This is a genomic window from Streptomyces sp. NPDC015346, from assembly GCF_043078785.1.
Lineage (GTDB): Bacteria > Actinomycetota > Actinomycetes > Streptomycetales > Streptomycetaceae > Streptomyces.
In genome coordinates, this window is record NZ_JBIBTW010000008.1 from 80,551 (window position 1) to 100,677 (window position 20,127).

Genomic DNA, 20,127 nt, shown 5'->3' on the forward strand with positions numbered 1-20,127 from the left:
GGCAGTTCGGCGAGGAGAACGGCTACCCCGCCCTTCCTTGGCCTGCAACTGCCACCCAGACCTCGTCGCTGAGGCACGGGTGGTCGAGGCCTCCGTGCTTGACGCCGAGGGGCTGTGGGAGGAGCCGATGGACGGCCACGGACCGCCGCCGTCTCCACCGTGACACGGCGATGCCATCGGCTACGGGCGGTCAGGCACGGCTCGCGGTGCAGTCCGCGGGTGTGGGGCGGCCCGTTGGCCAGGCGAGGCCGACGAAGCGGATGCGGCCGGGTGCGTCGGGTGCCAGTTCCACGACGGAGACCGCCTTGTTGTAGGGGTTGCCGTAGTTGTCCAGGCAGATCCAGCCGCTCGCGCCGTCGACCTTGCCCATGCCGTGCAGTCGCAGCCACGAGTCGCTGATGCGGCCGAGCGTGGGGATGACGGGGTCGCCGTCATCGCGCATCCGGATGGCGGTGACCGCGGTGAGACCGGCGTCGTAGAACGTGATGGTCCGCGAGTCGGTGAGTTCCACCGGGCCGATGTTTCCGACCTCCTTGCTGGTCGCGAGGTCGGACAGGGCACGGAAGGCGGCGGCGGAACCGCCGGTGGCGGGCGCCTTGGGGCCGGTCCAGGCGTCGGGGTGGGCGACAGCGGCGTACTGGAGGGTCACTCCCTTGCGGAAGGCGTTCCAGTCCAGGAGCTTGTCCGAGGAGAGTGTCGAAGCGCCGGAGCCGGTGATGACGGTGTACTTCTTCTCGGTGCAGCCCCGGTTGCCCAGTTCGTTGACGAACTGCCGTAGCTGGACGGGGCGTCCGGCGAAGTAGATGACCTTGGCCGCCGAGGTGCAGATGGTGTCGACCATCTGGTCGAAGGCGTTGGCGGTGGTGCCCTCCTCGTGGAACTCCTCGGGCGCGCGGTACTGCTCCGGCGCCCGGGGCGATCCGAGGGTCCGTTCGGCGAAGGCCCGCTTGAGGGCGTCGACGTAGTTGTCGCCGGTGCGGATGTCCTCGACGACCAGGGTGTGCTTGGGGTCGATGCCCTGGTTGAAGTGGGAGAGGGCCTTGGCCTGGTCGGTGGTGGTGGGCACGACCCGGGCGAGCCCCGGATACGCGTCCGGCCGCTGAGGGCTGTTGCCCGAGTCGTCGGCGGTGATGGGGCCACCGACGACGGGAATGCCGCGCTCGCGGGTGAGGTAGGCGATGGCGGCCTGGGTGGTGGTGGTGGAGACGTCGAAGCCGATCACGACCCGGAGGTTGTCGGTCGTGGACTGAGACATGGTGCCGAGCTGTTCGGCGACGGGCCGCCAATGCGCGTGGCTGCGACCGGGGTTGGCGAGCAGGAGCCGTATCGCCGGCTTCTTGCTGTTGGAGTCGTGGTTGGCGCGGTACTGCGCGAGGTAGGCTCCCTGCACCTCGTGGAGTGTCTTCTCCTGTTCGAAGGCCTGCGCCGGTGCCATCGGCAGCATCACGGCGATGGAGACGTGCGGTTCGCCCTTGATGCGCTCGTTCTCCGCCTTGATCCGTGCGCTGACTTCCTTGAGGTTGTCCGCGAAGACGAAACCGCCGTCGGTGACGCCCGTGCATTCCCGGGCGCCTTCGGGGCCGCGTTCCTCGACGCCCTTGGCGCAGGCGGGATCCGGTCCGAAGAGGACCATGCCGGTCCATACGGCGGCGCCGAGCACGGCCAGGGCGACGACGAGGGCGGCGGCCTTGGTGAGCGGTCCGCCGGGGAGTCTTCTGATGAACGACGTCATGACGCAGCACCTTCCTGGACGGGCAGGTCGGGAGCCTGTGCTCCGGCCCGCAGGCGGGCCGGCCAGGCGGCGGACGCCTCGCGGTAGGCGGCGTGTGCGGCTTTGTTGCCGTACAGCGTCTCCAGCGCGATGCGGACGGTGGTCAGCTCGTCCTCACGCGGGGCGAGGGTGAGCGGGTCGGACAGCCGCCACAGCAGGGGCACGAGGGAGGCGACGGCATCGTGGTGCGGGCCGGGGGCGTCGCTGCCGCAGGCGGTGCACGACAGGGCGGGGTTCCCGGCCGGGGGCTCGTAGCCCTCGCGGGGATGGGGTGCGGCGCAGATCAGGTTGAGCGAGGTCAGCCACTCGGTGGGCGGGGCGACGGTGAACCGGTGGTGCAGGACGCTGACCACCTCCTCGACCCGGCCCAGGGCGAGCGTGTGGTGCAGATACGTGTCACTACGTGGGTCGCACAGGGAGCGCAGGCGCAGCTGGGTGTCGCGCCAGCGCTCGTGGGTGACGGTGGCGGCGAGGCGATGCCGGAGCAGCAGATCGAGAGCACGGTCGCCGTCGAGACAGGAGCGGCTGCGGTAATCGTCGGCCTCACGGACGCGGACGGCGACCAGCTCCTCGGAGTGGTCCTCGGGATGGGCGAAGGTCCACAGTCCGCGCCGGGTGCCCGCGTCGGCCGCGGCGGACAGCAGTACCAGGCGCTCGCGCATCACCGGATCGGGCAGCAGCTTGGCGAGGAGCGTCGGCGCGGCCTCGTCGAGGAGTTCCCCGCCGCGTATCGTGCCCACCTCCTCGACACGGCGTGCGGCGGCGTCCGCCAGGATGCGGGCGCTCGCCGCGCGGCCGCCGCTGTAGCGGGCGACGACGCGGGGCAGGTGGTCGGGGTAGTCGACGGGGCTGAGCATCTCCGCGATGTGGGTCGGCTCGATGTCCGGGACGCGCAGCACCAGGGGCCGGGCCTGCGGTACGGCGTCGCCGCCGACCTCGGTGAGCGACGGGTACCCGTCGCCCCTGCCGAGCAGGGTGGCAAGGGTCACCGGCCGTGTCGGGGACTTGCCCTGCGCGTCGCCGTGTCCGGTGTCGAGCAGGTCGAGGAAGGCGCGCCCGACGTCGGTGTGGGCGTTGTCGAGGAGCAGCAGCGGTCGGGGCTTCTTGTTGAGGCGGCGCAGTGTGCCGTAGTTGGCGTCGATGTCATCGAGGAGGGCGGCGACGAGGTGTTCCTCGGCCGTGCGTCTGCGGTCGTCGAGTCTGCGGAAGCCGCGGACGAACTGGAAGAGCCGCTGCAGCGAGTCGCCTTGGTAGCCCTGGGAGCCGTGCAGCCGTGCGCCCCACCAGGCGAGCGCGCCCTTGTCCGGTTCGCCTTTGACGAGCTGCGCCCGGGCGGCGTCGAGGACGATCCCGGCGATGGTGTCGAGGCCGGGGACGGCGGACAGCACCAGCGGGAGGTTGTCCGTGACGAGGTCGAACCAGCGGCCGAGGCTCTCCCTGCGGCGGCGCACGTCGGGGTCCTCGGCGGTGATGAGCGTGCGCAGATCCGCTTCCGCCCGGCGCAGGTCGGGCGGTCGCACATCGGTCTCGGTCTCCGAGGTGTTCAGCGGGCGCCAGGCGGTGACGACGAGAAGGCCGAGCGACAGCCGCGGGAAAGTCATCGGCCTACCGAAGTGCCGTACGTCCAGGCCGAGTTTGTACGCGAGGAGATACAGGAGGTGGGTGACGCGCGAGGCGTTGGGAACGTCGCCGTCGCCATCGGCGACTCCGGGCTCGCCGAACCCCGGAGCCTCGAGATCGACTTGGGCGAGTGGCACCCTGCCGTTGTACGCGTCATGGACGGCGCCCAGCAGTGCGGTCTTGCCGCTTCCCCGTCCGCCGAGGATGCGTACGACGGGCGCGCCCTTGGGATAGGCGAAGGGGACCAGGTACCCGTCCTTGTGATGCAGTCCCACCAGCCGAGGGACGAATCCCTCCTGCAGGGCCTGCTGACCGTACAGCCTCCCGCCCATGGCGTTCGCGCCTCCCCCTGTCACCTGCGCATCATGAGATCAACTCAGCGTGCACAGAGGGAACTTACCTGACACGAGCCTGTTCGGCAGAGGGGTTGGGTGTGTCTCGGGTTTCTCGGCGGAGCCGCGGGCATCGCTCCAACGGCCCCGCGGCGTTCCCTCGTTGACAGCTGTCGGCCGTGGTCGGTCTAATGCGGACGCGTAGCGCTCGGGCCCGTTCGGCCCGGTCACGAGGGAGGGGCGAAGTCGTGGGCGTGCACACCGGCGTGCCGGTCGACGCACCGGCCGGGATCGCGGAGCTGTACGAGCGGGACCGCACGTGCCGGAGCCTGGGCATCGCCCTGGTGGAGGTCGCACCGGGCCGGGCTCTGATGAGCATGCGGGTGGGCGAGGACATGGTGAACGGCCATGGCATGGCCCACGGGGGGTTTCTGTTCCTCTTCGCCGACGCGGCATTCGCCTATGCCTGCAACGGCTACGGGCCGGTCACCGTGGCGCAGTCCGCACAGGTCACCTTCCTGCTGCCGGCCGCCGTGGGCGACGAGCTGCTCGCCGAGGCCGTGGAGCGGACGCGTTCGGGCCGCAACGGGGTCTACGACGTGACGGTCCGCCGGTCGGACGGAACGGTCGTCGCGGAGTTCCGTGGACAGAGCGTGATGCTCAGCGGCAGGGCGCGTCCACCGCGTGACTGACGGGCGTGCCCGGGCGGGCCCGGCAGCCGCCATCAGCGGGCCGCGAGCCGTACGGGTCCGCCTGTCGGCCGGCGAGCGATCGGGGCGACCGGTTCGCGGGGCCGCCGCGCGGCGCGGGCGGCCCGGCAGCCGGCCTGCCTCGTGTGCGGCTGCCGGGGTCCGCCCGGTCAGGTGGCCGGACGCTCGTCCACCACCTGCTGGAGTTTGCCCGTTCGCGGGTTGGTGACCAGCTCCGACCGCGGCACCCACTCGATGCCCAGCTCGTGGATGGCGCCGTCCGCGACCTCCGCCGGGAAGAGGGGCCGGGCCGCGTAGACCGCCTCGACGAGCCTGGCGCTCAGGTCCGCCGGGGGCTCTTCGACGTACCCCAGGCGCAGGATCAGGCCGTCGCGTCCGTCCCAGCGGCGCTGCACCATCTGCATGCCGGCGATGTACCGGTCCGGGTCCGCCTCCACGAGCACCGCGCGGACGTCCTCGATCGGCATCGCGACCGTGCCGACACGTCCCCCCTCCAAGGACCGGCCGAGGAGACGGAACCGCCGGCACTCGGAATCGACCCACTCGCCGCGGTCGCCCGTCGGAAACCTGATGACCGGCATGAGGGTACGGAACAGGTTGGTGACCAGGACTCGGCCGGGCACCCCCGGTGTGGTGATCGGCTCGCCGGTGACGTCGTCCACGAGTTCCACCACCGTTCGGTGCGGGAACGCCTCGTGCACCCGTACGTCGTCGCCGGGTACGGGCCGCCCGACGAGCCCGGCGTCGATGGACGCGTAACCGACCGAGGCGATCGCCGCCTTGGGGAAGGCCCGCAGCAGGATCGGCCGCAGGTCGGTGAAGAGCAGGTCACCGCCGAAGAGCAGCAGTTCCACCGAGTCGGCGGTCCGGTCGCGGCGGACGAGGCATTCGGCCACGGCGGCCAGCTTCATCGGGACTCCGGCGAGGACGTTCACGCCGAAGTCGCCGATCAGATCGGCGACGAATTCGTTGGGGGCGCCGGCACCGACCGGCAGCCGGACGTTCTCCACGGGGGCGGCGTGCAGGGCGTGTTCGATGTAGAGCATGCCGCCGTACAGCTCGCCGGCCCAGAAGAGGTTGGCCACCCGGTGGCCCGGCTTGAGCCCGGCCCGCACGATGCCGGCGCCGAACGCGGTGACCGAGTCGGCGTGTTCCGACCGTGACCAGACCGACAGCTTGGGGACGCCGGTGGTGCCCCCGGTCTTGTAGACCCCGGCATCGGTCAGGGGTCCGGTCAGTACCCGGTTGTCCGGCCACGTGTTCGCCGTCCAGAACTCCGTGTGGTCGATGACGGGGAGCTGGGTGAGGTGCGAGACCGTCCGCGGTACGTCCCGGTACGCCTCCGCGTAGAAGGGCGAGTGGGTGCGGACGAAGTCGACGAGTTCTTGAATGGATTTGGCGGGCACTACGTCTCCTGATGTGTGTCGTCGGATTCCTGCCGGCACCCGATCCAGGTACGTGCGAGTCCCTGCACGACGGAGCCGTCACGGTCGGTCAGCTTGTTCTCGAGGTAGGTGGCCGCCCAGGCGTTGGTGGGGACACGGAAGGCCGGTCGCTCGGCCCGCAGCGTCCGCACCACGACCTCCGCCACCTCGGACGCGTCCTGCCCCGCGCCCTCCCACCCGTGGTTGACGACCCAGTTGATGTAGTCGGCGAAGGTGGAGGCGTAAGGGCCGGAGGCGGCCTCGATGGTCTTGCGGTTGACGTCGGGGAAGATCCCGAACGAGGTGTCCCTGACGAAGCCGGGGACCACCACGGACACCTTCACCCCGTGTGCCTCCGCCACCGGGGCCAGGCTCTCCATGAACCCTTCGACGGCGAACTTGGCCGCGCAGTAGGCCTCGTTGAAGGGCTGCCCGACGATCCCGTGGACGCTGCCGATGGTGAGAAGGCGGCCCTGGGCGGCGCGGAGCAGCGGCATCGCGGCCCGGCTCACCTCGACCACCCCGAAGAAGTTCACCTCCAGGTTGGCCCGCAGTGCTTCCGTGGTGGACATCTCCAGGGTCGGGTCGAAATTGGAGATGCCGGCGTTGTTGACCACGGCGTCCAGTCGTCCGTACGTCCGGTGCACGCCCTCGACGCAGCGGGCGACGGAGTCGGGGTCGGTGACCTCCAGTCTGCGGATGTCCAGCGGGACCCCGGCCCGGTCCGCCGCCTCCTGGAGCGCCCCGGCACGGGCGGGGTCGCGCAGGGTGGCGACGGTGACGAAGCCGGCCCGCGCCGCGGCGATCGCCGTGGCCAGTCCGATGCCGGAGGAGGTTCCGGTCACCATGACGACCTGGCGCGCCGCGGTCATGAGGTGCCCTCGGCCAGAGCCGGTTCGGCGTTTCCGCCGTCCGCCTCCGGTGCCTGTTGCCGTTCGGCCGCGTCCAGCAGGCGCTGGATCCGCAGCGCCGGCAGGAAGGAGCAGGCCGCGAGCAGCGTGCCGCCGGCCATGGTGACCCGGGCCGCGTCCAGTATTCCGAGCGGGCCGGTGAGCAGGCTGACCGCCAGGCCTCCGGCCAGGGCGGCCAGAGGGATCACACCCCAGGTGGCGGTCCGGAAGGCCGCGTGCATCACGCCCTGGTTCTGGACGGACATCCGGGACTGCCGGATGGGCGCGCTGCACACGTTGATACAGGACATGAAGAAGCCGTAACAGCCCATGGTCACGGCGATCACGGCACCGGCCGGGAGGGCGGGCGCCGCCAGCACGCCGAGGCCGACCAGACAGTGCAGCAGCAGCGACCAGGCCAGCATCCGCCCGCCGCCCAGCCGTTCACTCGCCTTCGGGGCCAGCGCCGCGCCGACCAGGGCGCCGACCGCCGCTATGGACATGGCGGCGCCGAAGACCCCGACGGAGACGCCGAGTCCCTGGTAGGCGAGGATGGGGAGCACGGTGACGAAGACGGGGCCGCCGCAGTTGAGCGTCACGGCGGCCACCACCACCCGGCGCAGCACCGGGTCGGACCAGTTCAGCCGGAAGCCCACCGTCAGCCGCCGCCAGACCGATCCGTCGGCCACGGCCCGCTCGCCCCAGGGCCGCATGGACCGGATGCTCAGGGCGGAGATCAGGTAGCTGGCGGCGTCGACGACCAGGGCGGCGACGCCCAGCGCGCCGTAGAGGCCGGCGGCCAGGGACGGGCCGGAGACCTCGGAGACCGAGCGGCTGCCTTCCAGGCGGGAGTAGGCGCGGACCAGGTGGTCCTTGGGCACCACGGCGGGCACGGCGACCAGGTAGCCGATGGTGAAGAAGATCGTGGCGCCGCTGATCACCGCCACGCAGGCGAACAGCAGCGGGGTGGAGAGCCAGCCCTGCCAGTACGCCAGGGGAATGACGGCCACCGCCGCCAGCCGGGCGAGGTCGCAGACGAGCAGGGTGCGGCGGTTGTCCCACCGGTCGACCAGGACTCCGGCGAGCGGGCCGAGGAGAGGGATGCCCAGGTACTGGGCCATGGCCACGATGCCCACCTGGAAGGCGGAGGCGTCCAGGGCGAAGATCATCACGGTCGGTACCACGAAGACGGTGATGCGGTCACCGACGGTGCTCACCGACTGGCCGACCCAGAAGCGGTTGAACTCGGGGCCCAGGGACACCGGCCGCCAGGGCTTCACCGTCCCTCCCGCACCACGAGGCCGGCGGTCTTGCCGGTCCGCTCGTTGCTGATCAGGTCGGCGACGGGGCGCACGCGGAAGTTCTCCGGATCGTGCTGGAAGGCGGTGCTCAGGGTGAAGGTCTCGGCCAGGAGTTCCTTGCGCAGCCGCTCGACGTCCACCGCCGCGCCCGGCGCGGTCAGCAGGAGCACCTCCACGGCACCGGCGCGTCCGCCTGTCTCGTAGATCACCACCTGGGCGCGTGAGACGCCCGGCTCCCCTTCCACGCGATGGATCACCTCGTCGATGTGCAGACCCAGGCCCCGGACCTGGACCACACTGTCGCGGCGGCCGAGCACCCGCATGGCCCGCCCGGGTCGGCCGCACGGGCAGGCCACGAGTCGTCCCGCGTCCCCGGTCCGGTAGCGCAGCACCGGGTTGAGCATCTCCGGGTTGAGTGTGGTGAAGTCCAGGAGCTGCTGCTCCCCCACGTGGACCAGTTGGTCGGGGAGGGTGTGGAAGGTGTCCGCCGGGCAGTCGGGCGTGTTGGTCCCGACCACCCAGGTCTCGGTGCTTCCGAACATGCCCCACCGCCGGGCCGCCGGCGCGACCGCGGCCATGTCCTCCTCCAGCTGCGGCTGCCAGGCCTCGCCGAGCCAGAGGACCTTGCGCAGATCCGGCAGTTTGAGGTTGGCGGCCCGGGCGTGGGCGAACCAGAGTCTCAGCACGCTCGGTGTGCCGCCGATCGCCGTCACCTCGCGTGCCGCGAAGAAGGCCAGCCACTCGGGGTACTCGTCCTTGGTGACCGAGCCCAGCGAGATCACCTGGCAGCCCGAGAGGTCGGCCAGGGCGGCGGCCAGGAAGTGGGCGCCCCACATGCGGCCGGCTCCCCAGGCGTTGACGAAGACGTCGTCGCGGTCCAGCGGTTGCCAGTGGGCATGGACTCCGGACATGTAGAAGCCGGTGGGCGCGTGCCCCAGTTTGGGCGCGCCGGTGCTGCCGCCGCTCTGGAAGAGCCAGGTGGCGCCGTGCTCGGCGCGCGGTCGCAGGTGTGTCAGGGCGAGGTTGAGGTCGTCCTTGAGCAGCGGTGGGAGCGCGGCGATGCCGCCGAGGGAGCGGATGTCCGCGACGTCGCGGTAGCGGGGCGCCAGTTCGGGGACCTGCCGCAGACGCTCCAGAGTCCTGCGGGGGACCGACAGCCGCGGCTCGGCCGCCTCCGGGGTGAGCGAGAACATCGTGGTCAACTCGTTTCCGTCGGTGAGGTGAACGGGCGCGCTCCGCCCCCGCCGATGTGCCTGACGCTGTGCCCGGCGCTGTGCCCGGCGATGTGCCTGGCGTGGGCGTCCCGGTAGGCCGCGAACCGGGCCCGGGTCACGTCTCGTTGGATCGTCCGGTCCGGATCTCCGGGGACCTGGGGTATGACGCCGTCGGGCTCCAGCTCGGAGAACCAGAACCGCTGTCCGTCGTGAAGGAAGTCGACGCAGAAGAAGGGGATGGGCAGCCGTTCGGCGAAGTAGGCGGCGGCCTTGGCCAGTTCCTCGGGGACCGGAGCGAACTCCAGGATGCCGCCGTGGCTCGCGTTCGCCACCGCCGAGCCGGGTTGCGGGGTCCGCTTCAGGACCGTGTGGGCGGTGCCGTCGATCACGTAGACGCGGAAGTCGACCGTGCCGTCGCCGAGGTACGGCTGGACCACGAGCGTGGTGTCCCCGCCCTGGGCGAGGCTGGCCAGGCCCCGGATCTCCCCCGCGCTCCGCGCCAGGTTGATACCGCCGCCGCCGCACCAGCCGGCCGGCTTGACGATGGCCGGATAGGTCATGTTCCCGAGGGCTACCTCGTATAGGTGCCTGCTCACATCGCGCCCGGTGCCGATACGGACGGTCGGGATCGGGGGGATCGGCGAGCCGCCGAGGTGGAGCAGGGTGGCCAGCTTGTCGTTGCCGATGAGTGAGGTCTCGGGAGGAAAAGGCAGGTAGAACCCGGCCTGTTGCAGCACCGCGCAGAGCGCGTACTGGTTGAAGACGTCCATCTGCTGGTAGGGCAGCGAGTAGAGCGCGGTGATGAAGAGCGTGTCACGGGGTGTGACCGGTTCGTCGTCCACGTAGACCCGGGGGCGTCGGGGGTCCGTGCAGTCCACCGTCACCGCGTCGGGGGAATGCCGGGTCCACCTCATGCCCAGGTCCTCGGCGACCTCCGCGTAGAGGTCCCAGAACATGGCATGCCATGTCTCGGTCATCCGGGTCGACTCCCGGTCGGGGAAGATCCAGCACATCCGGCGCAGCGGGCCGGTGGCGGGGCGGGCCGATGAGGGATTCACGGGGTGTCCTCGGGTGTGGTGGGTCGGGGGTGCGGGGCGCCGGTCCGTCCGTCCTGAGCAGGGGTTCGCTCCGCCCACCAGCGGCGACCGGACTCGGGAAGGGTGTCCAGCGGGTCGTAGTGGGGGTGGCGCCGGGCCAGCGTGGCCTCGAGGTCCGGGTCGGGTGGCTGTGACTGTGACTGTGACTGTGACTGTCGGACTTCGAGCTCGGTGCGGTAGTTCTTCGTCCAGTACGAGATGCCGCGTTCGCGGTCGTAGGCCACGGCCTGGTGCACCCAGCGCTTGCCGACATGCGGTACGTCGCACACGATCCGGGGGGTCGCGTAGCCGGGGAGGTACCCCATGATCGCCTCCTGGAGCCACTGGGCCTGGTGGAGGGGGGTCCGCCAGTGTTCGGCGTGGGGTATCAGGTCGCAGAGGTAGAAGTAGTACGGGAGGATGCTCGCTTCGCCCTGGAGTGCGAAGCACAGGTCCAGCAGGTCCTCGGGGGTGGCGTTGACGCCGCGCATCAGCACCCCCTGGTTGCGGACGTCCCGGACACCCGCGTCGAGGAGGGCCCTGGCCGCCTCGGCGACCAGGGGGGTGACGGACTGCACGTGGTTGGCGTGGGTGTGCACCGCGAGGTTGACCGCGCGCCGCGCGGCGACCGCGGCGACCCGCCGCACGCCTTCGACCACCTCGGGCCGGAGCCAGTGCTGGGGCAGGCCCACCACGGCCTTGCTGGCCAGGCGGATGTCACGTACCGAACCGAGGTCCAGCAGCCGCATGAGGAACGCCTCCAGCTGTGGCCAGGGCACATTGGCGACGTCTCCGCCGGACACGACCACGTCGCGCACGGTCGGAGTGCGTTTCAGGTAGTCCAGCATCTGCTCCTGCCGGTCCCGTGGGCGGAGCGCGAGCCTGGCCTTGGTGATCAGGGGGGTGGAGGTGCCGACCAGGTCCATCCGGGTGCAGTGCCCGCAGTACTGCGGGCAGGTGGCGACCAGCTCGGCCAGGACCTTGTTCGGGTAGCGATGGGTGAGACCCTCCACCACCCACATGTCGGCCTCGTGCAGCGAGTCCCGTCCGGCCTTCGGGTGGCTCGGCCACCGCGGGTGCCGGTCCGAGCGCACCGGCAGCATGTACCGACGGATCGGGTCGGCGAGGAACGCCTCGGTGAACGCTCCCGGTTCGACGGCGGCCCAGGGCGCCATGGTGTTGAGCATCTGCGGGGTGAGCAGCATCGCCATCGTGGCGAACTCCGCCTGGTCGGCGGCGAGATCGTCGAAGAAGCCGTCGGTGAGCAGGTCACCGGTGACGGTCCCCAGCTGACGAATGTTCTTCACGCAGTGGGCCCTCTGCCACTGAACGTCCCGCCATTCGCGCTCCGTGACATGGCGCCAGCCCGGCAGCCGTCGCCAGTCCGGCTCGGTCAGCGGGGTCCGCGCGTACTGGTACGGCTGCCGGATCATCCGAGATCCCCGCCTAACGGCCGGTCAGGAAGGTGGCGAGACGGGTGCGGAGCTCTCGCTTGAGCACTTTTCCGGTGGGGCCGAGCGGGAAGTCCTCCGGCGTGCGCGCGATGCTCACCGCGGCCAGCGGTGTCAGGCCGGCGGCGATCAGGGCCTTGTTGGCCGCCTCCTGGACCTCCTCTGCGGTGCTCGCGGCGGCTTCCGCCTGCAACCGGACGACAGCGACGGGAAGTTGGCCCCTTTCCGGCCCGGCGGGAACGCCGATCACCGAGCAGTCCTGCACCAGCGTGGCGCAGTCGGCGATCAGGACCTCCTCGATCGGCAGGCTGTACGCCGGTCCGCCCGCGGTGTCGATGACGTCCACCGTACGGTCGAGGTGGTAGAAGCGTCCCTCGGCGTCACGACGAGCCACGTCGCCGGTGAGCCAGTAGCCGTTCCGTTCGAAGGAGCTGGTGAGTCTGTCGTCGTTCCAGTACCCGGGGGTCCGGGAGGGCGTGATCACTCCGAGCAACCCCACCGTGCCGTCGGGGACCTCCTCCCCGTCCTCGTCGAGCACCGCGGCCTTCTCCACCACTTCGAGAGGCTTGCCGACACAGCGGTCGTCGCGCTCGCTCTCCGGCGTGGTCATCTGCCCGAACAGAGCCATACCCATCTCGGACGAGCCCAGACCGTCGACGAACTGCGAGCCGGGGAGGGCGGGCTGCTCCTCCTTCTCCCGGGGCAGCAGCCAGGGTCTGATCAAGCCGGCGGGCCGCTCACCGAGTTGCACCAGCCGGCGGATGTGTCCGTAATGGGCGCTGTCGCCGGTGTTGAACCAGGAGTGCACCTTGGCCGCGCCCTTGACCGGCAGTTCACCGGTGGCCAGTTCCACGAAGGTGCGCGGGAAGGAGGCGACCATGGTGGGCTGGAAGGCCTCCATCACCGGCTCGACGACCGTCCGCCGCCAGGCGGACATGACCACGGTCGGCAGGCCGAGCAGGGTGGCGGTGAGGAAGTAGCTGAGTCCCCCGGCGTGGGTGTGCGGCATGAGCGACATCAGCCGGTCGTACTTCTCGGCGGGGAAACGCACCATGCGCGGCTGCTTGCCCTCCCAGAACTGGCGGTGCGCCAGCTTGGTGGACTTCGGTGTGCCGGTGGTCCCGGAAGAGTGGATGAGCGCGACCACGTCATCGGCAGCGTGCCGGTACGGGTAGACCTCGGGAAGCTCTACGGCTTCGGCGTCGAAGGCGTGGAGTTCGGCGGCCATGGCGATGAAGCGGGGGCGGCGGTGAGGAGTCTCACGGTACGCGGCGGCCAGCCGCGTGGGGTCGTCCGCGACCACTCCGACGACCCCCACGTGGTTCAGGTAGCGCACCATCACCTCGTGTCGCATGGCGTCGTTGATCAGGGCCGGGACGGCTCCCAGCGCGCCGAGCGCGAGGAAGTGGAGCAGGGGTTCCATGCCTTCCCCGACCACCACGCCGACCGGGTCGCCGGGCCGGACGCCGTTGGCCCAGTACCACTTGGCGTAGTGGTCGCGCAGGGCGGCGATGTCGAGCAGGCTGTGACCGCGCAGTTCGACGGCGCCCCGGTGGTCGACGCGGTGGGTGTAGGCGTACGGGACCGCGCGGTTCGGGTTGACGGCGATGGCGTGGTCGAGGAAGTTGCCGGCTCCGAGCGTGGGCTCGGTCATCAGCCGCTGTCTGGCCGCGAGAGGGGCGATGGACGTGTGGTCGCTCATGAGGTCTCCCGTTGTGTGTCGCCGGGACGGGTTCCTGGTGGGGCCGGGACCCGGCGACTGGTCGAAGGCTTTGCAGTACTCGGATGTCGGATGAACTTGTGGTTCGGCTGCCGTGCCCGTGCGGTCGTGAGGCACGCCGCACGGGCTGGGCTCGGGCGCATCGCGTCGCGTCGCATCGCATCGCCTCCTCGACGGGTCGTGATCGGGGAAGGGTGCGGTGCGGCGTGCGGCCGTCCCGGACGGCGGCGACGACGACGCGACGACCGGCGGGTGTGCCGTCCGCGGCGACTCGGAGCAAGCGTGCGTTTCGGGCCCGAGGGCGTGGTGGGGGTGGGGGGTGGGGTCGGGGGCGCGGCGGACGAGGGCCGCCGGCGGGGACGGGTTCTTGGCTGGCGTTCGCCGGAAGGACGTTTGCCGAGGGGCGGATACGAAAAGGGTGTGCCGTTCACCGAGGCGCGAACCGGCCTTTCTCGGCCGGTGCCGCGGCTCTACGGGCGGGCGAGGACCTCCGCCGCCACCCGGCGGCCCGAGCGGATCGCCCCCTCCAGTAGTCCGAAGAACTCGGTGCTGGTCTCCGTGCCTGCCCAGTACACCCGCCGGTGCGGGGCCGTCAGCGTCGGACCGTGCCGCACCCAGTCGCCGGGGCCGAAAAGGGATGCGTAACACCCCTTGCTGTAAGCCTCGTTGACCCAGTCGGTCACATGGAAGCCCACGGGTTCGGGAAGCATCGGGAACAACCGGGCCGCCTGTCCGACCGCTGACGCGCGCTGCTCCCCCCGATCGAGCGCCGCGAAGCGATGGGCCTCGCTGCCCGTGACGAAGCCGGTCAGGACGCCGACTCCGGCCTCGGCAGGCGAGTCGTCCACGGTGGACAGCAGGGGTCCCTGGGCGTTCACCGACCAGCCCGACAGGCCGTGGTCCCGCCATACCGGTGCCGGGTACACCAGGTGCACCTTTACCGCGCAGCCCCGCGCGGTGCGGTCGCTCGCCCGGCGCGCCGGGAGCTCGGGCCGGTACTCGACGGCATCGGCCAACAGGGGCGGCAGGGCCATCACCGCGACGTCGGCCCGGTACTCCCCCTTCGCGCTGCGGACCGTGACTCCGCCGTCGTCCTGGTGCACGGCGTGGACCGGCTCACCGAGTCGCACCTTGACCCCCAGCCGAGCGGCCAGGCGCTCGCACACCTGGTGGGCGCCTCCGTCGATCCTGTCTTGCTGGGCGCCGCCCTCGAAGGCGTTCAGGTAGCGCAGACCACCGCCCGACCGCAGGTAGAAGGCGACGTGCAGGATGGACACCCTGGCCGGGTCGGCCGCCATCATCTCGCCCAGGAAGAGGGGGAAGAACAGCCGCGCGTCCGGATGGCTGAGGTGCTGTTCGGCCCATGCCTCAGCGGTCAGCGCGTCCAGCTCCTCGGCGCCGGGGGTGAGCCACGGTGCGTCGGGGCGTACGGTGGCGGTGAGTTCGTCGAGCCTCTCGAAGAGGTCTCCCAGGGCCACCGCGTTGAGCGGGGGAAACCGGCCCTCCCGGGTGGTCGCGTCGCTCCGGAGGGCGAAGCGACTGGCTCCCCGCATCGTGGTGGGTACCGCCTTCAGGTCCAACTCGGCCATCAGCGCGTGAAGTTCGGTGTGCCGATCACCCAGGTAGGCGGCCCCCGCGTCCACCCACGCCTCGGGAGCGACCTGCAGTCCGCGGGCCCGGCCGCCGACGTGGTCGCGTGCTTCCAGTACGGTCACGTCGACCCCGCCGGCAACCAGTTCGGTCGCGGCCGCCAGTCCGGCGAACCCGGCTCCCACCACCACGGCGTCGGTGACGCCTCGCGTACGCCGGGAGGCGCCGGCGGCGGCGGATCTGTCGTGGGCGGTTCTTTCGCGGGCGGATCTGTCGCGGGCGGTCACCGGGTGGCCGCGATCTTCTCGGCGAGCTGTTCGGGGGTTGGAGCGCCGATGAAGTCCTCGAAGGTCAGCTCCACCCCGTAGGAGCGGGCGACGGCGCTGAGCACCCGGGTGGCGACCAGGGAGTCGCCCCCGAGGAGGAAGAAGTCGGAATCCGCCGAGACGTCCTCGACCTCCAGGACGCGCCGGAACATCGCCACCACGCCTTCGGTGTCGGCATCGGCATCGACATCGGCAGGGGAGCCGACGGGTGCGTCGGGGCCGGCGGGCGAGCTCCCGGCGGCCGAGGCGGTGGTGTCAACGCTCATCAACGGTCTCCTTTGACCTGTTCACGGTTGCGTAACGCTGGTGCGAGGCTCTTCTGTCGACCTTGCCGCTCGTGGTCAGCACGAGGTGCGGGACGACGGTGATCCGGCTCGGCACGAGGTGGGCGGGCACCCGCTCGCGCAGGTAGGACCGCAGGTCGCCGTCGAGGTTCCGCGTTTCGGTGTCCGGCCGGGGCACCACATAGGCGACCAGTGCGGCGCGGCCGACGGCGGTGGCTCCGGTGACGGCCACCGCGTTCACCGCGGGGTGGCCGGCGAGGTGTGCTTCCACCTCGGCCGGATCGACACGGATGCCTCGGATCTTGATCTCGTCGTTCAGGCGGCCTTCGTGAGTGAGGAGACCGTCCGGCGTCCTGCTGACGCGGTCGCCGGTGCGGAAACGGCGCTCGCCGCCCACGACCGCGTACCTCTCCTCGGTGGCCCGGGGCATTCCCAGGTAACCGAGGGACAGGGCCGGGCCCCCGATCAACAGCTCGTCCTGGTCGCCGATGTCCTCCACGACGTGGGCCAGCGGCCGGCCGATCGGAGCCCTGGTGCCGCTGTCCCAGTCCCAGCCCGGGACGGGGGCGGCGGGTCCGTGCAGATCGACGGCATGGGTGATCAGGGTGGTCTCGGTGCACCCGTAGGTGTTGACCAGGCGGATCCGGCCTGTGTCGAGGCGGCTCCAGTCGGCCAGCCGGGCGGGGCTGACGGCCTCCCCGCCGATCACCATCAGCCGTACGCAGTCGGGAAGGGACGTCCCCTCCTCCGCGAGGTGGAGCACGAGCTCGTGCCAGAAGGCCGTGGGCAGGTCGAGAACACTGACGCGCTCGCGCTCGACCATCCGCAGGAATCGCGGGAAGGATCCCGAGTGCGCCTCGCGGTCGAAGACCAGGGTGGCTCCGACGGTCAGCGTCGGGAGAATCTCTTCCAGCGAGGTGTCCCAGTTGAGCGAGGCGAACTGGAGCACCCGATCCTCTTCCGTGAGGGCGAAGAGGTCACGGAGCGAGCGCACGGAGACCGAAATGGCCCGGCGCGGTGTCACCACCGGCTTCGGCCGGCCGGTGGAGCCCGAGGTGAAGAGGATGTACGCCGCCGCTTCGGGGCTCGCTTCCTGCCCGAGGTCACCGGTCACGGCCGACGTGGCCCTCCCCGCCGCCTCCCGGCTGAACTCGACGACCGGCAAGCCGAGCCGAGGGTCGAGTACCGCATCGGTGGCGATGGTCGCGCGACAGTCGGCCGCGGTCGCCATGTCCTTCTGCCGCGACAGCGGAAAGGCCGGATCGACGGGACAGTAGACGCCACCGGCCGCCAGCACGCCGAGCAGCGCGACAACGGTCTCCGGGGTGTGCGTCGCCGGCACGGCGATCACTCCGGGCCGCGGCCCGAGCCGCCCCGCAAGGCTGTTCACGAGCTCTTGCAGCCGGCGGTACGTGATGACCCGCCCTTCATGGACGATTGCCGCGCGCTCCGGGTTTCGAAGAGCGGCTTCCGTGAAGGCCCCGATGATGTCCGGGGTAGATCCATAGGTCTCGCACTGCATCGACTTGATCGCCCCAAAATAAGCTTGAAAGCGCCTGTCCGTGCCCGACGAACGGGGACTCTACCTCCGAACAAGTGTTGCCACAACGGGAGTTGAGGAGAATGCGGTGATCTTTGTGAACGCGGCGTAAGCGCTCGCGCTCCAGCAGGTCAGAGCCCCTCGGAGGTCGTGCCCGCCGCTCGGGCGGGTCCTGCGGAAGCGGAGGGGACCATGCCGCGGCCCGAGGTCGGCGGAGCCGTGTGGCCTGCGGCTCGGCACGGTCTCGTTTCCGTCGTCGGCTGCCCTCACCGTCGCTGCTCCTGCCGGGTCTCGCCAGATGCTGACCCAGTGCAACTGGCGGGCTCTGCGGCCCAACCGGATGCGCAGTCGTATGCACAAGCGGTATCGGCAGGATCCACCTGCGCATCATGGTGACGCAGGTTGTCGCTGAGTCGAAATGCTCCTCGGACCAGGCGGCTCACCTGTGTGTTCGCCCGACGCTGAGGCGGCCTTCGTCTGATCATGTGCTCCGACCAAGGAAACACGTGACCACGACGAAGGGTTCCAGAGCGTCGACCACTTCGTGGATGATGTCTTCCACTGCACTGATCATGTGCTCTGGCTCCTCAGGGCCTTGAGGGACAGGTGTCCGGTGCAGGCCGACGAGCCTCAGCTCGTGGTGAACCCGTGCCGGCCCTCGACTCGGTGCGCAGCCTTGTCGCAAACGATGAGGCCGAAATCGCCATCGGCTACCTCATCAACACGGTCAACTCGTTCCGGCTTGCGCTGAGGCAGGACGAGTACGACAGGCTCACGTCCGCAGCTGTCCAACTGAACTGCGCGGACGGCCTGACCGATGTCGACCGCAGGCTGATCGTCCCCGCCTCGGACGACGCTCGGCCCCCGTCCGAAGAACTTCTGGAACGCATCGGAGCTCGAAGCTGACCGGACGCAGCGCGCAGGATCACGCGAGCGGCCTGTTCACCGCGTGCGGCTGACTGTGAGCCTGAGGGATCATCGGCGTTGTCTCGGTTGCTGAACTCTGTGGGCGTCGCGCAGCAGGTCGGGTGCCAATCGGCGGTGAATCGCGGACAGCGGCGACCAGACGCGTGCCGCGATCGGCCGGTCGTAGCGGACGATCGTGGCCAACGACACCTTCTCGTCCTCGACATGGATGACGAGGTTGCCGGTCATCATCCAGGAGCGGGCTTCGAGCCTGATCCCTCTGTCGCAGCGGTCAGCGATCCTCCATCCGGCCACGTGGTCCGGCGATGCCCGCCGCTTCAGACGCAGGCCGAGAAGTATCCGCCAGACGAATTGGCCTTGGAGGCCCGCGACGTCTTCGAACGCCGCGCGGGCCCACTGCTCCGGTGACCTGTGCGGGGCGTCATCCGTCATGAGCGTGAAGATGTCGATGTAGTCGGGGTCGTTCGAGATGAGGGCGCGGATCGCCTGGGGTATGTCGTGCTGCTGTCGGACGGTCAGTACGCGGGCGCGGTCGTTCCGATTCGCGCCGTCTCGGTGGTCGGGACGGTTCGTTCCTGGTTCCACCTTGATCTCCTTGACTGCCCTCGGGAGTTCGGCTGGGCGAGTTCGAGCAGCGGCGTCTTCAGCGGCCGGCAGCGGACGGGTATGGGTCTTGCTGAGGCGCCCGCACGTCAGGTCGGCGTGCCGAGCCGCCAGTCCCGTCCGATCATGCGCATCAGCGCCGGGTACACGATCAGGTACCGGAACGGCACGATCGCGGCCATGTAGATACTGCCGAGCAGGCCGTTCGGTTTCACCAGCACAGCCATCTGGCCGCGATAGCCTCCGGCGTCATCCGGGACCCAGCCGATGTGCATCAGGGTGTGCACGGTCTTGTTGGCGCTCTCGGCCGTCCACTCGGTGCCCGTCAGGTAGACCGAGGTGAACGGCACCGACGGGAGGGCCGGCCCGCACGGACCCTCGCGCAGGTCTTCCGGCAACCGGGTGCGCAGCGTCGGCACCCGCGCACCGACGCCCGAGCCGGCCTCGTCCCAGCCGAACAGCTTCCCCAGGTGCCGGCGGACCGCGAACAGGGCACGGGCGACCCCGGAGAACGGGTTCGGGCCGTCGTCCTTAGCGAACCACTCCGCCAGCAGCGGAAGGTCGTCCGGGCCGCCGGGCGTCGGGAGGGCCCAGACGTCCTCGACGCGGAAGTCCGGGGCGATCTGGTGGATGCGCCAGGGCCGGGAGGTGTGCGCGGTCTTGGGGATCCTCATGAGTGGCCCCGCGTCCGGTCGGGGGAAACGGGGTTGAGTCCGAGCACGCCGGCGACGGCGCGTTCGGCGAGCAGTTCGTCGTGCGGGGCCTGGCCGGCCAGGGCGACGACGGTTCCTTCGAGGGCACCGACGAAGGCGAGCGCGAGAGTACGGGACGGAGGGCCGGACGGGATCGTCCCCGCCGCGCGGCCGGCGTCGATGAGCTGGACGCAGTGGGTGACGAGCTCGTCGTAGCTCCGCTCCACCTCACGCCCGACGGGATGGTCCTGCCCGGTGAACTCCAGCCGCAGCGCGATCGCCATACGGGCGAAGTCGCGTCGACAGAAGACGGCGTGTCCGCGCGCCAGGGTCAGCAGCGCCGTGACGGGCTCGGACTCTTGCTCGACGAGGCGACCGACCTCCTGCTCCCAGGTGTCGAGGATCCACTGGAGGGCGGCCAGGGTCAGGTCCTGCTTGTCCTTGAACTGGTGGTAGAGCGCGCCCCGGGTGTACCCGGCCTCGTTCGCCACCTGCTCCAGCACGAGGTTGCCATAGCCGTACCGCGACAGGCTCCGGGCGGCGGATTCCAGCAGCGCGCTGCGGGTCTGCGCGCTGCGTTCGGCCTGGCTGGTACGGGGACGGCCGGCCGAGCCCCGCCCAGCCGACCGGCCCAACTGGTTTCGTACATTCATGTA

At 70.5% G+C, this 20,127-nt stretch carries 17 protein-coding genes; 2 read left to right on the plus strand and 15 right to left on the minus strand.

The genetic code is table 11. From position 1 onward, the window contains the following. Positions 1-190: 190 nt before the first annotated feature. Both ACF06X_RS26920 and ACF06X_RS26925 read right to left on the minus strand, forming a co-directional pair. The gene (locus ACF06X_RS26920) at positions 191-1,732 is read right to left on the minus strand and encodes a hypothetical protein (RefSeq protein WP_392289867.1); all 1,542 of its coding nucleotides are present in this window, start codon (positions 1,730-1,732) and stop codon (positions 191-193) included. Continuing rightward, positions 1,729-3,747, minus strand: a complete 2,019-nt coding sequence (locus ACF06X_RS26925) for a hypothetical protein (RefSeq protein ID WP_392289868.1) — start codon at positions 3,745-3,747, stop codon at positions 1,729-1,731. The genes ACF06X_RS26920 and ACF06X_RS26925 overlap by 4 nt, the downstream gene beginning before the upstream one ends. Before the next feature lie 224 nt (positions 3,748-3,971). On the opposite strand from ACF06X_RS26925, the gene paaI reads away from it, so the two are divergent. Continuing rightward, complete coding sequence (paaI, locus tag ACF06X_RS26930) at positions 3,972-4,415, plus strand: hydroxyphenylacetyl-CoA thioesterase PaaI (RefSeq protein WP_392289869.1); 444 nt, start codon at positions 3,972-3,974, stop codon at positions 4,413-4,415. 167 nt (positions 4,416-4,582) lie between these two features. On the opposite strand, the gene ACF06X_RS26935 is transcribed toward paaI, so the two are convergent. The 10 genes from ACF06X_RS26935 to ACF06X_RS26980 form a co-directional block, all read right to left on the minus strand. After that, on the minus strand, positions 4,583-5,839 hold the full coding sequence (locus ACF06X_RS26935; RefSeq protein ID WP_392289870.1) for a phenylacetate--CoA ligase family protein: 1,257 nt from the start codon (positions 5,837-5,839) through the stop codon (positions 4,583-4,585). Further along, complete coding sequence (locus tag ACF06X_RS26940; RefSeq protein WP_392289871.1) at positions 5,839-6,729, minus strand: SDR family NAD(P)-dependent oxidoreductase; 891 nt, start codon at positions 6,727-6,729, stop codon at positions 5,839-5,841. The genes ACF06X_RS26935 and ACF06X_RS26940 overlap by 1 nt, the downstream gene beginning before the upstream one ends. After that, the gene (locus ACF06X_RS26945) at positions 6,726-8,027 is read right to left on the minus strand and encodes an MFS transporter (RefSeq protein ID WP_392289872.1); all 1,302 of its coding nucleotides are present in this window, start codon (positions 8,025-8,027) and stop codon (positions 6,726-6,728) included. The genes ACF06X_RS26940 and ACF06X_RS26945 overlap by 4 nt, the downstream gene beginning before the upstream one ends. Beyond that, a complete protein-coding gene (locus tag ACF06X_RS26950; RefSeq protein ID WP_392290182.1) occupies positions 8,024-9,241 on the minus strand; it encodes a phenylacetate--CoA ligase family protein in 1,218 nt (405 codons plus the stop codon). The genes ACF06X_RS26945 and ACF06X_RS26950 overlap by 4 nt, the downstream gene beginning before the upstream one ends. 5 nt (positions 9,242-9,246) lie before the next feature. Continuing rightward, on the minus strand, positions 9,247-10,320 hold the full coding sequence (locus ACF06X_RS26955; protein WP_392289873.1) for a RimK family alpha-L-glutamate ligase: 1,074 nt from the start codon (positions 10,318-10,320) through the stop codon (positions 9,247-9,249). Then, positions 10,317-11,771 (minus strand): KamA family radical SAM protein, encoded by a 1,455-nt coding sequence (locus ACF06X_RS26960; protein WP_392289874.1) that lies wholly within the window; start codon positions 11,769-11,771, stop codon positions 10,317-10,319. Before ACF06X_RS26960 ends, ACF06X_RS26955 begins: the two co-directional genes overlap by 4 nt. A gap of 13 nt (positions 11,772-11,784) precedes the next feature. Further along, entirely contained in the window at positions 11,785-13,491 is a 1,707-nt protein-coding gene (locus ACF06X_RS26965; protein ID WP_392289875.1) for a class I adenylate-forming enzyme family protein, read from the minus strand. A 488-nt stretch (positions 13,492-13,979) separates the two neighbouring features. Continuing rightward, entirely contained in the window at positions 13,980-15,290 is a 1,311-nt protein-coding gene (locus ACF06X_RS26970) for a flavin monoamine oxidase family protein (RefSeq protein WP_392289876.1), read from the minus strand. Between the two features lie 92 nt (positions 15,291-15,382). After that, positions 15,383-15,691: an acyl carrier protein gene (locus tag ACF06X_RS26975; protein WP_392289877.1), complete on the minus strand. Its 309-nt coding sequence runs from the start codon at positions 15,689-15,691 to the stop codon at positions 15,383-15,385. Beyond that, positions 15,681-17,231, minus strand: a complete 1,551-nt coding sequence (locus ACF06X_RS26980) for an amino acid adenylation domain-containing protein (RefSeq protein WP_392289878.1) — start codon at positions 17,229-17,231, stop codon at positions 15,681-15,683. Before ACF06X_RS26980 ends, ACF06X_RS26975 begins: the two co-directional genes overlap by 11 nt. A gap of 666 nt (positions 17,232-17,897) precedes the next feature. Here ACF06X_RS26980 and ACF06X_RS26985 point away from each other — a divergent pair. Then, the gene (locus tag ACF06X_RS26985) at positions 17,898-18,155 is read left to right on the plus strand and encodes a hypothetical protein (protein ID WP_392289879.1); all 258 of its coding nucleotides are present in this window, start codon (positions 17,898-17,900) and stop codon (positions 18,153-18,155) included. Between the two features lie 69 nt (positions 18,156-18,224). On the opposite strand, the gene ACF06X_RS26990 is transcribed toward ACF06X_RS26985, so the two are convergent. The 3 genes from ACF06X_RS26990 to ACF06X_RS27000 form a co-directional block, all read right to left on the minus strand. After that, entirely contained in the window at positions 18,225-18,608 is a 384-nt protein-coding gene (locus tag ACF06X_RS26990; RefSeq protein ID WP_392289880.1) for a hypothetical protein, read from the minus strand. 260 nt (positions 18,609-18,868) lie between these two features. Continuing rightward, on the minus strand, positions 18,869-19,453 hold the full coding sequence (locus ACF06X_RS26995; RefSeq protein ID WP_392289881.1) for a DUF2867 domain-containing protein: 585 nt from the start codon (positions 19,451-19,453) through the stop codon (positions 18,869-18,871). Next, positions 19,450-20,124 (minus strand): TetR/AcrR family transcriptional regulator, encoded by a 675-nt coding sequence (locus ACF06X_RS27000; protein WP_392289882.1) that lies wholly within the window; start codon positions 20,122-20,124, stop codon positions 19,450-19,452. The genes ACF06X_RS26995 and ACF06X_RS27000 overlap by 4 nt, the downstream gene beginning before the upstream one ends. Positions 20,125-20,127 lie beyond the last annotated feature (3 nt).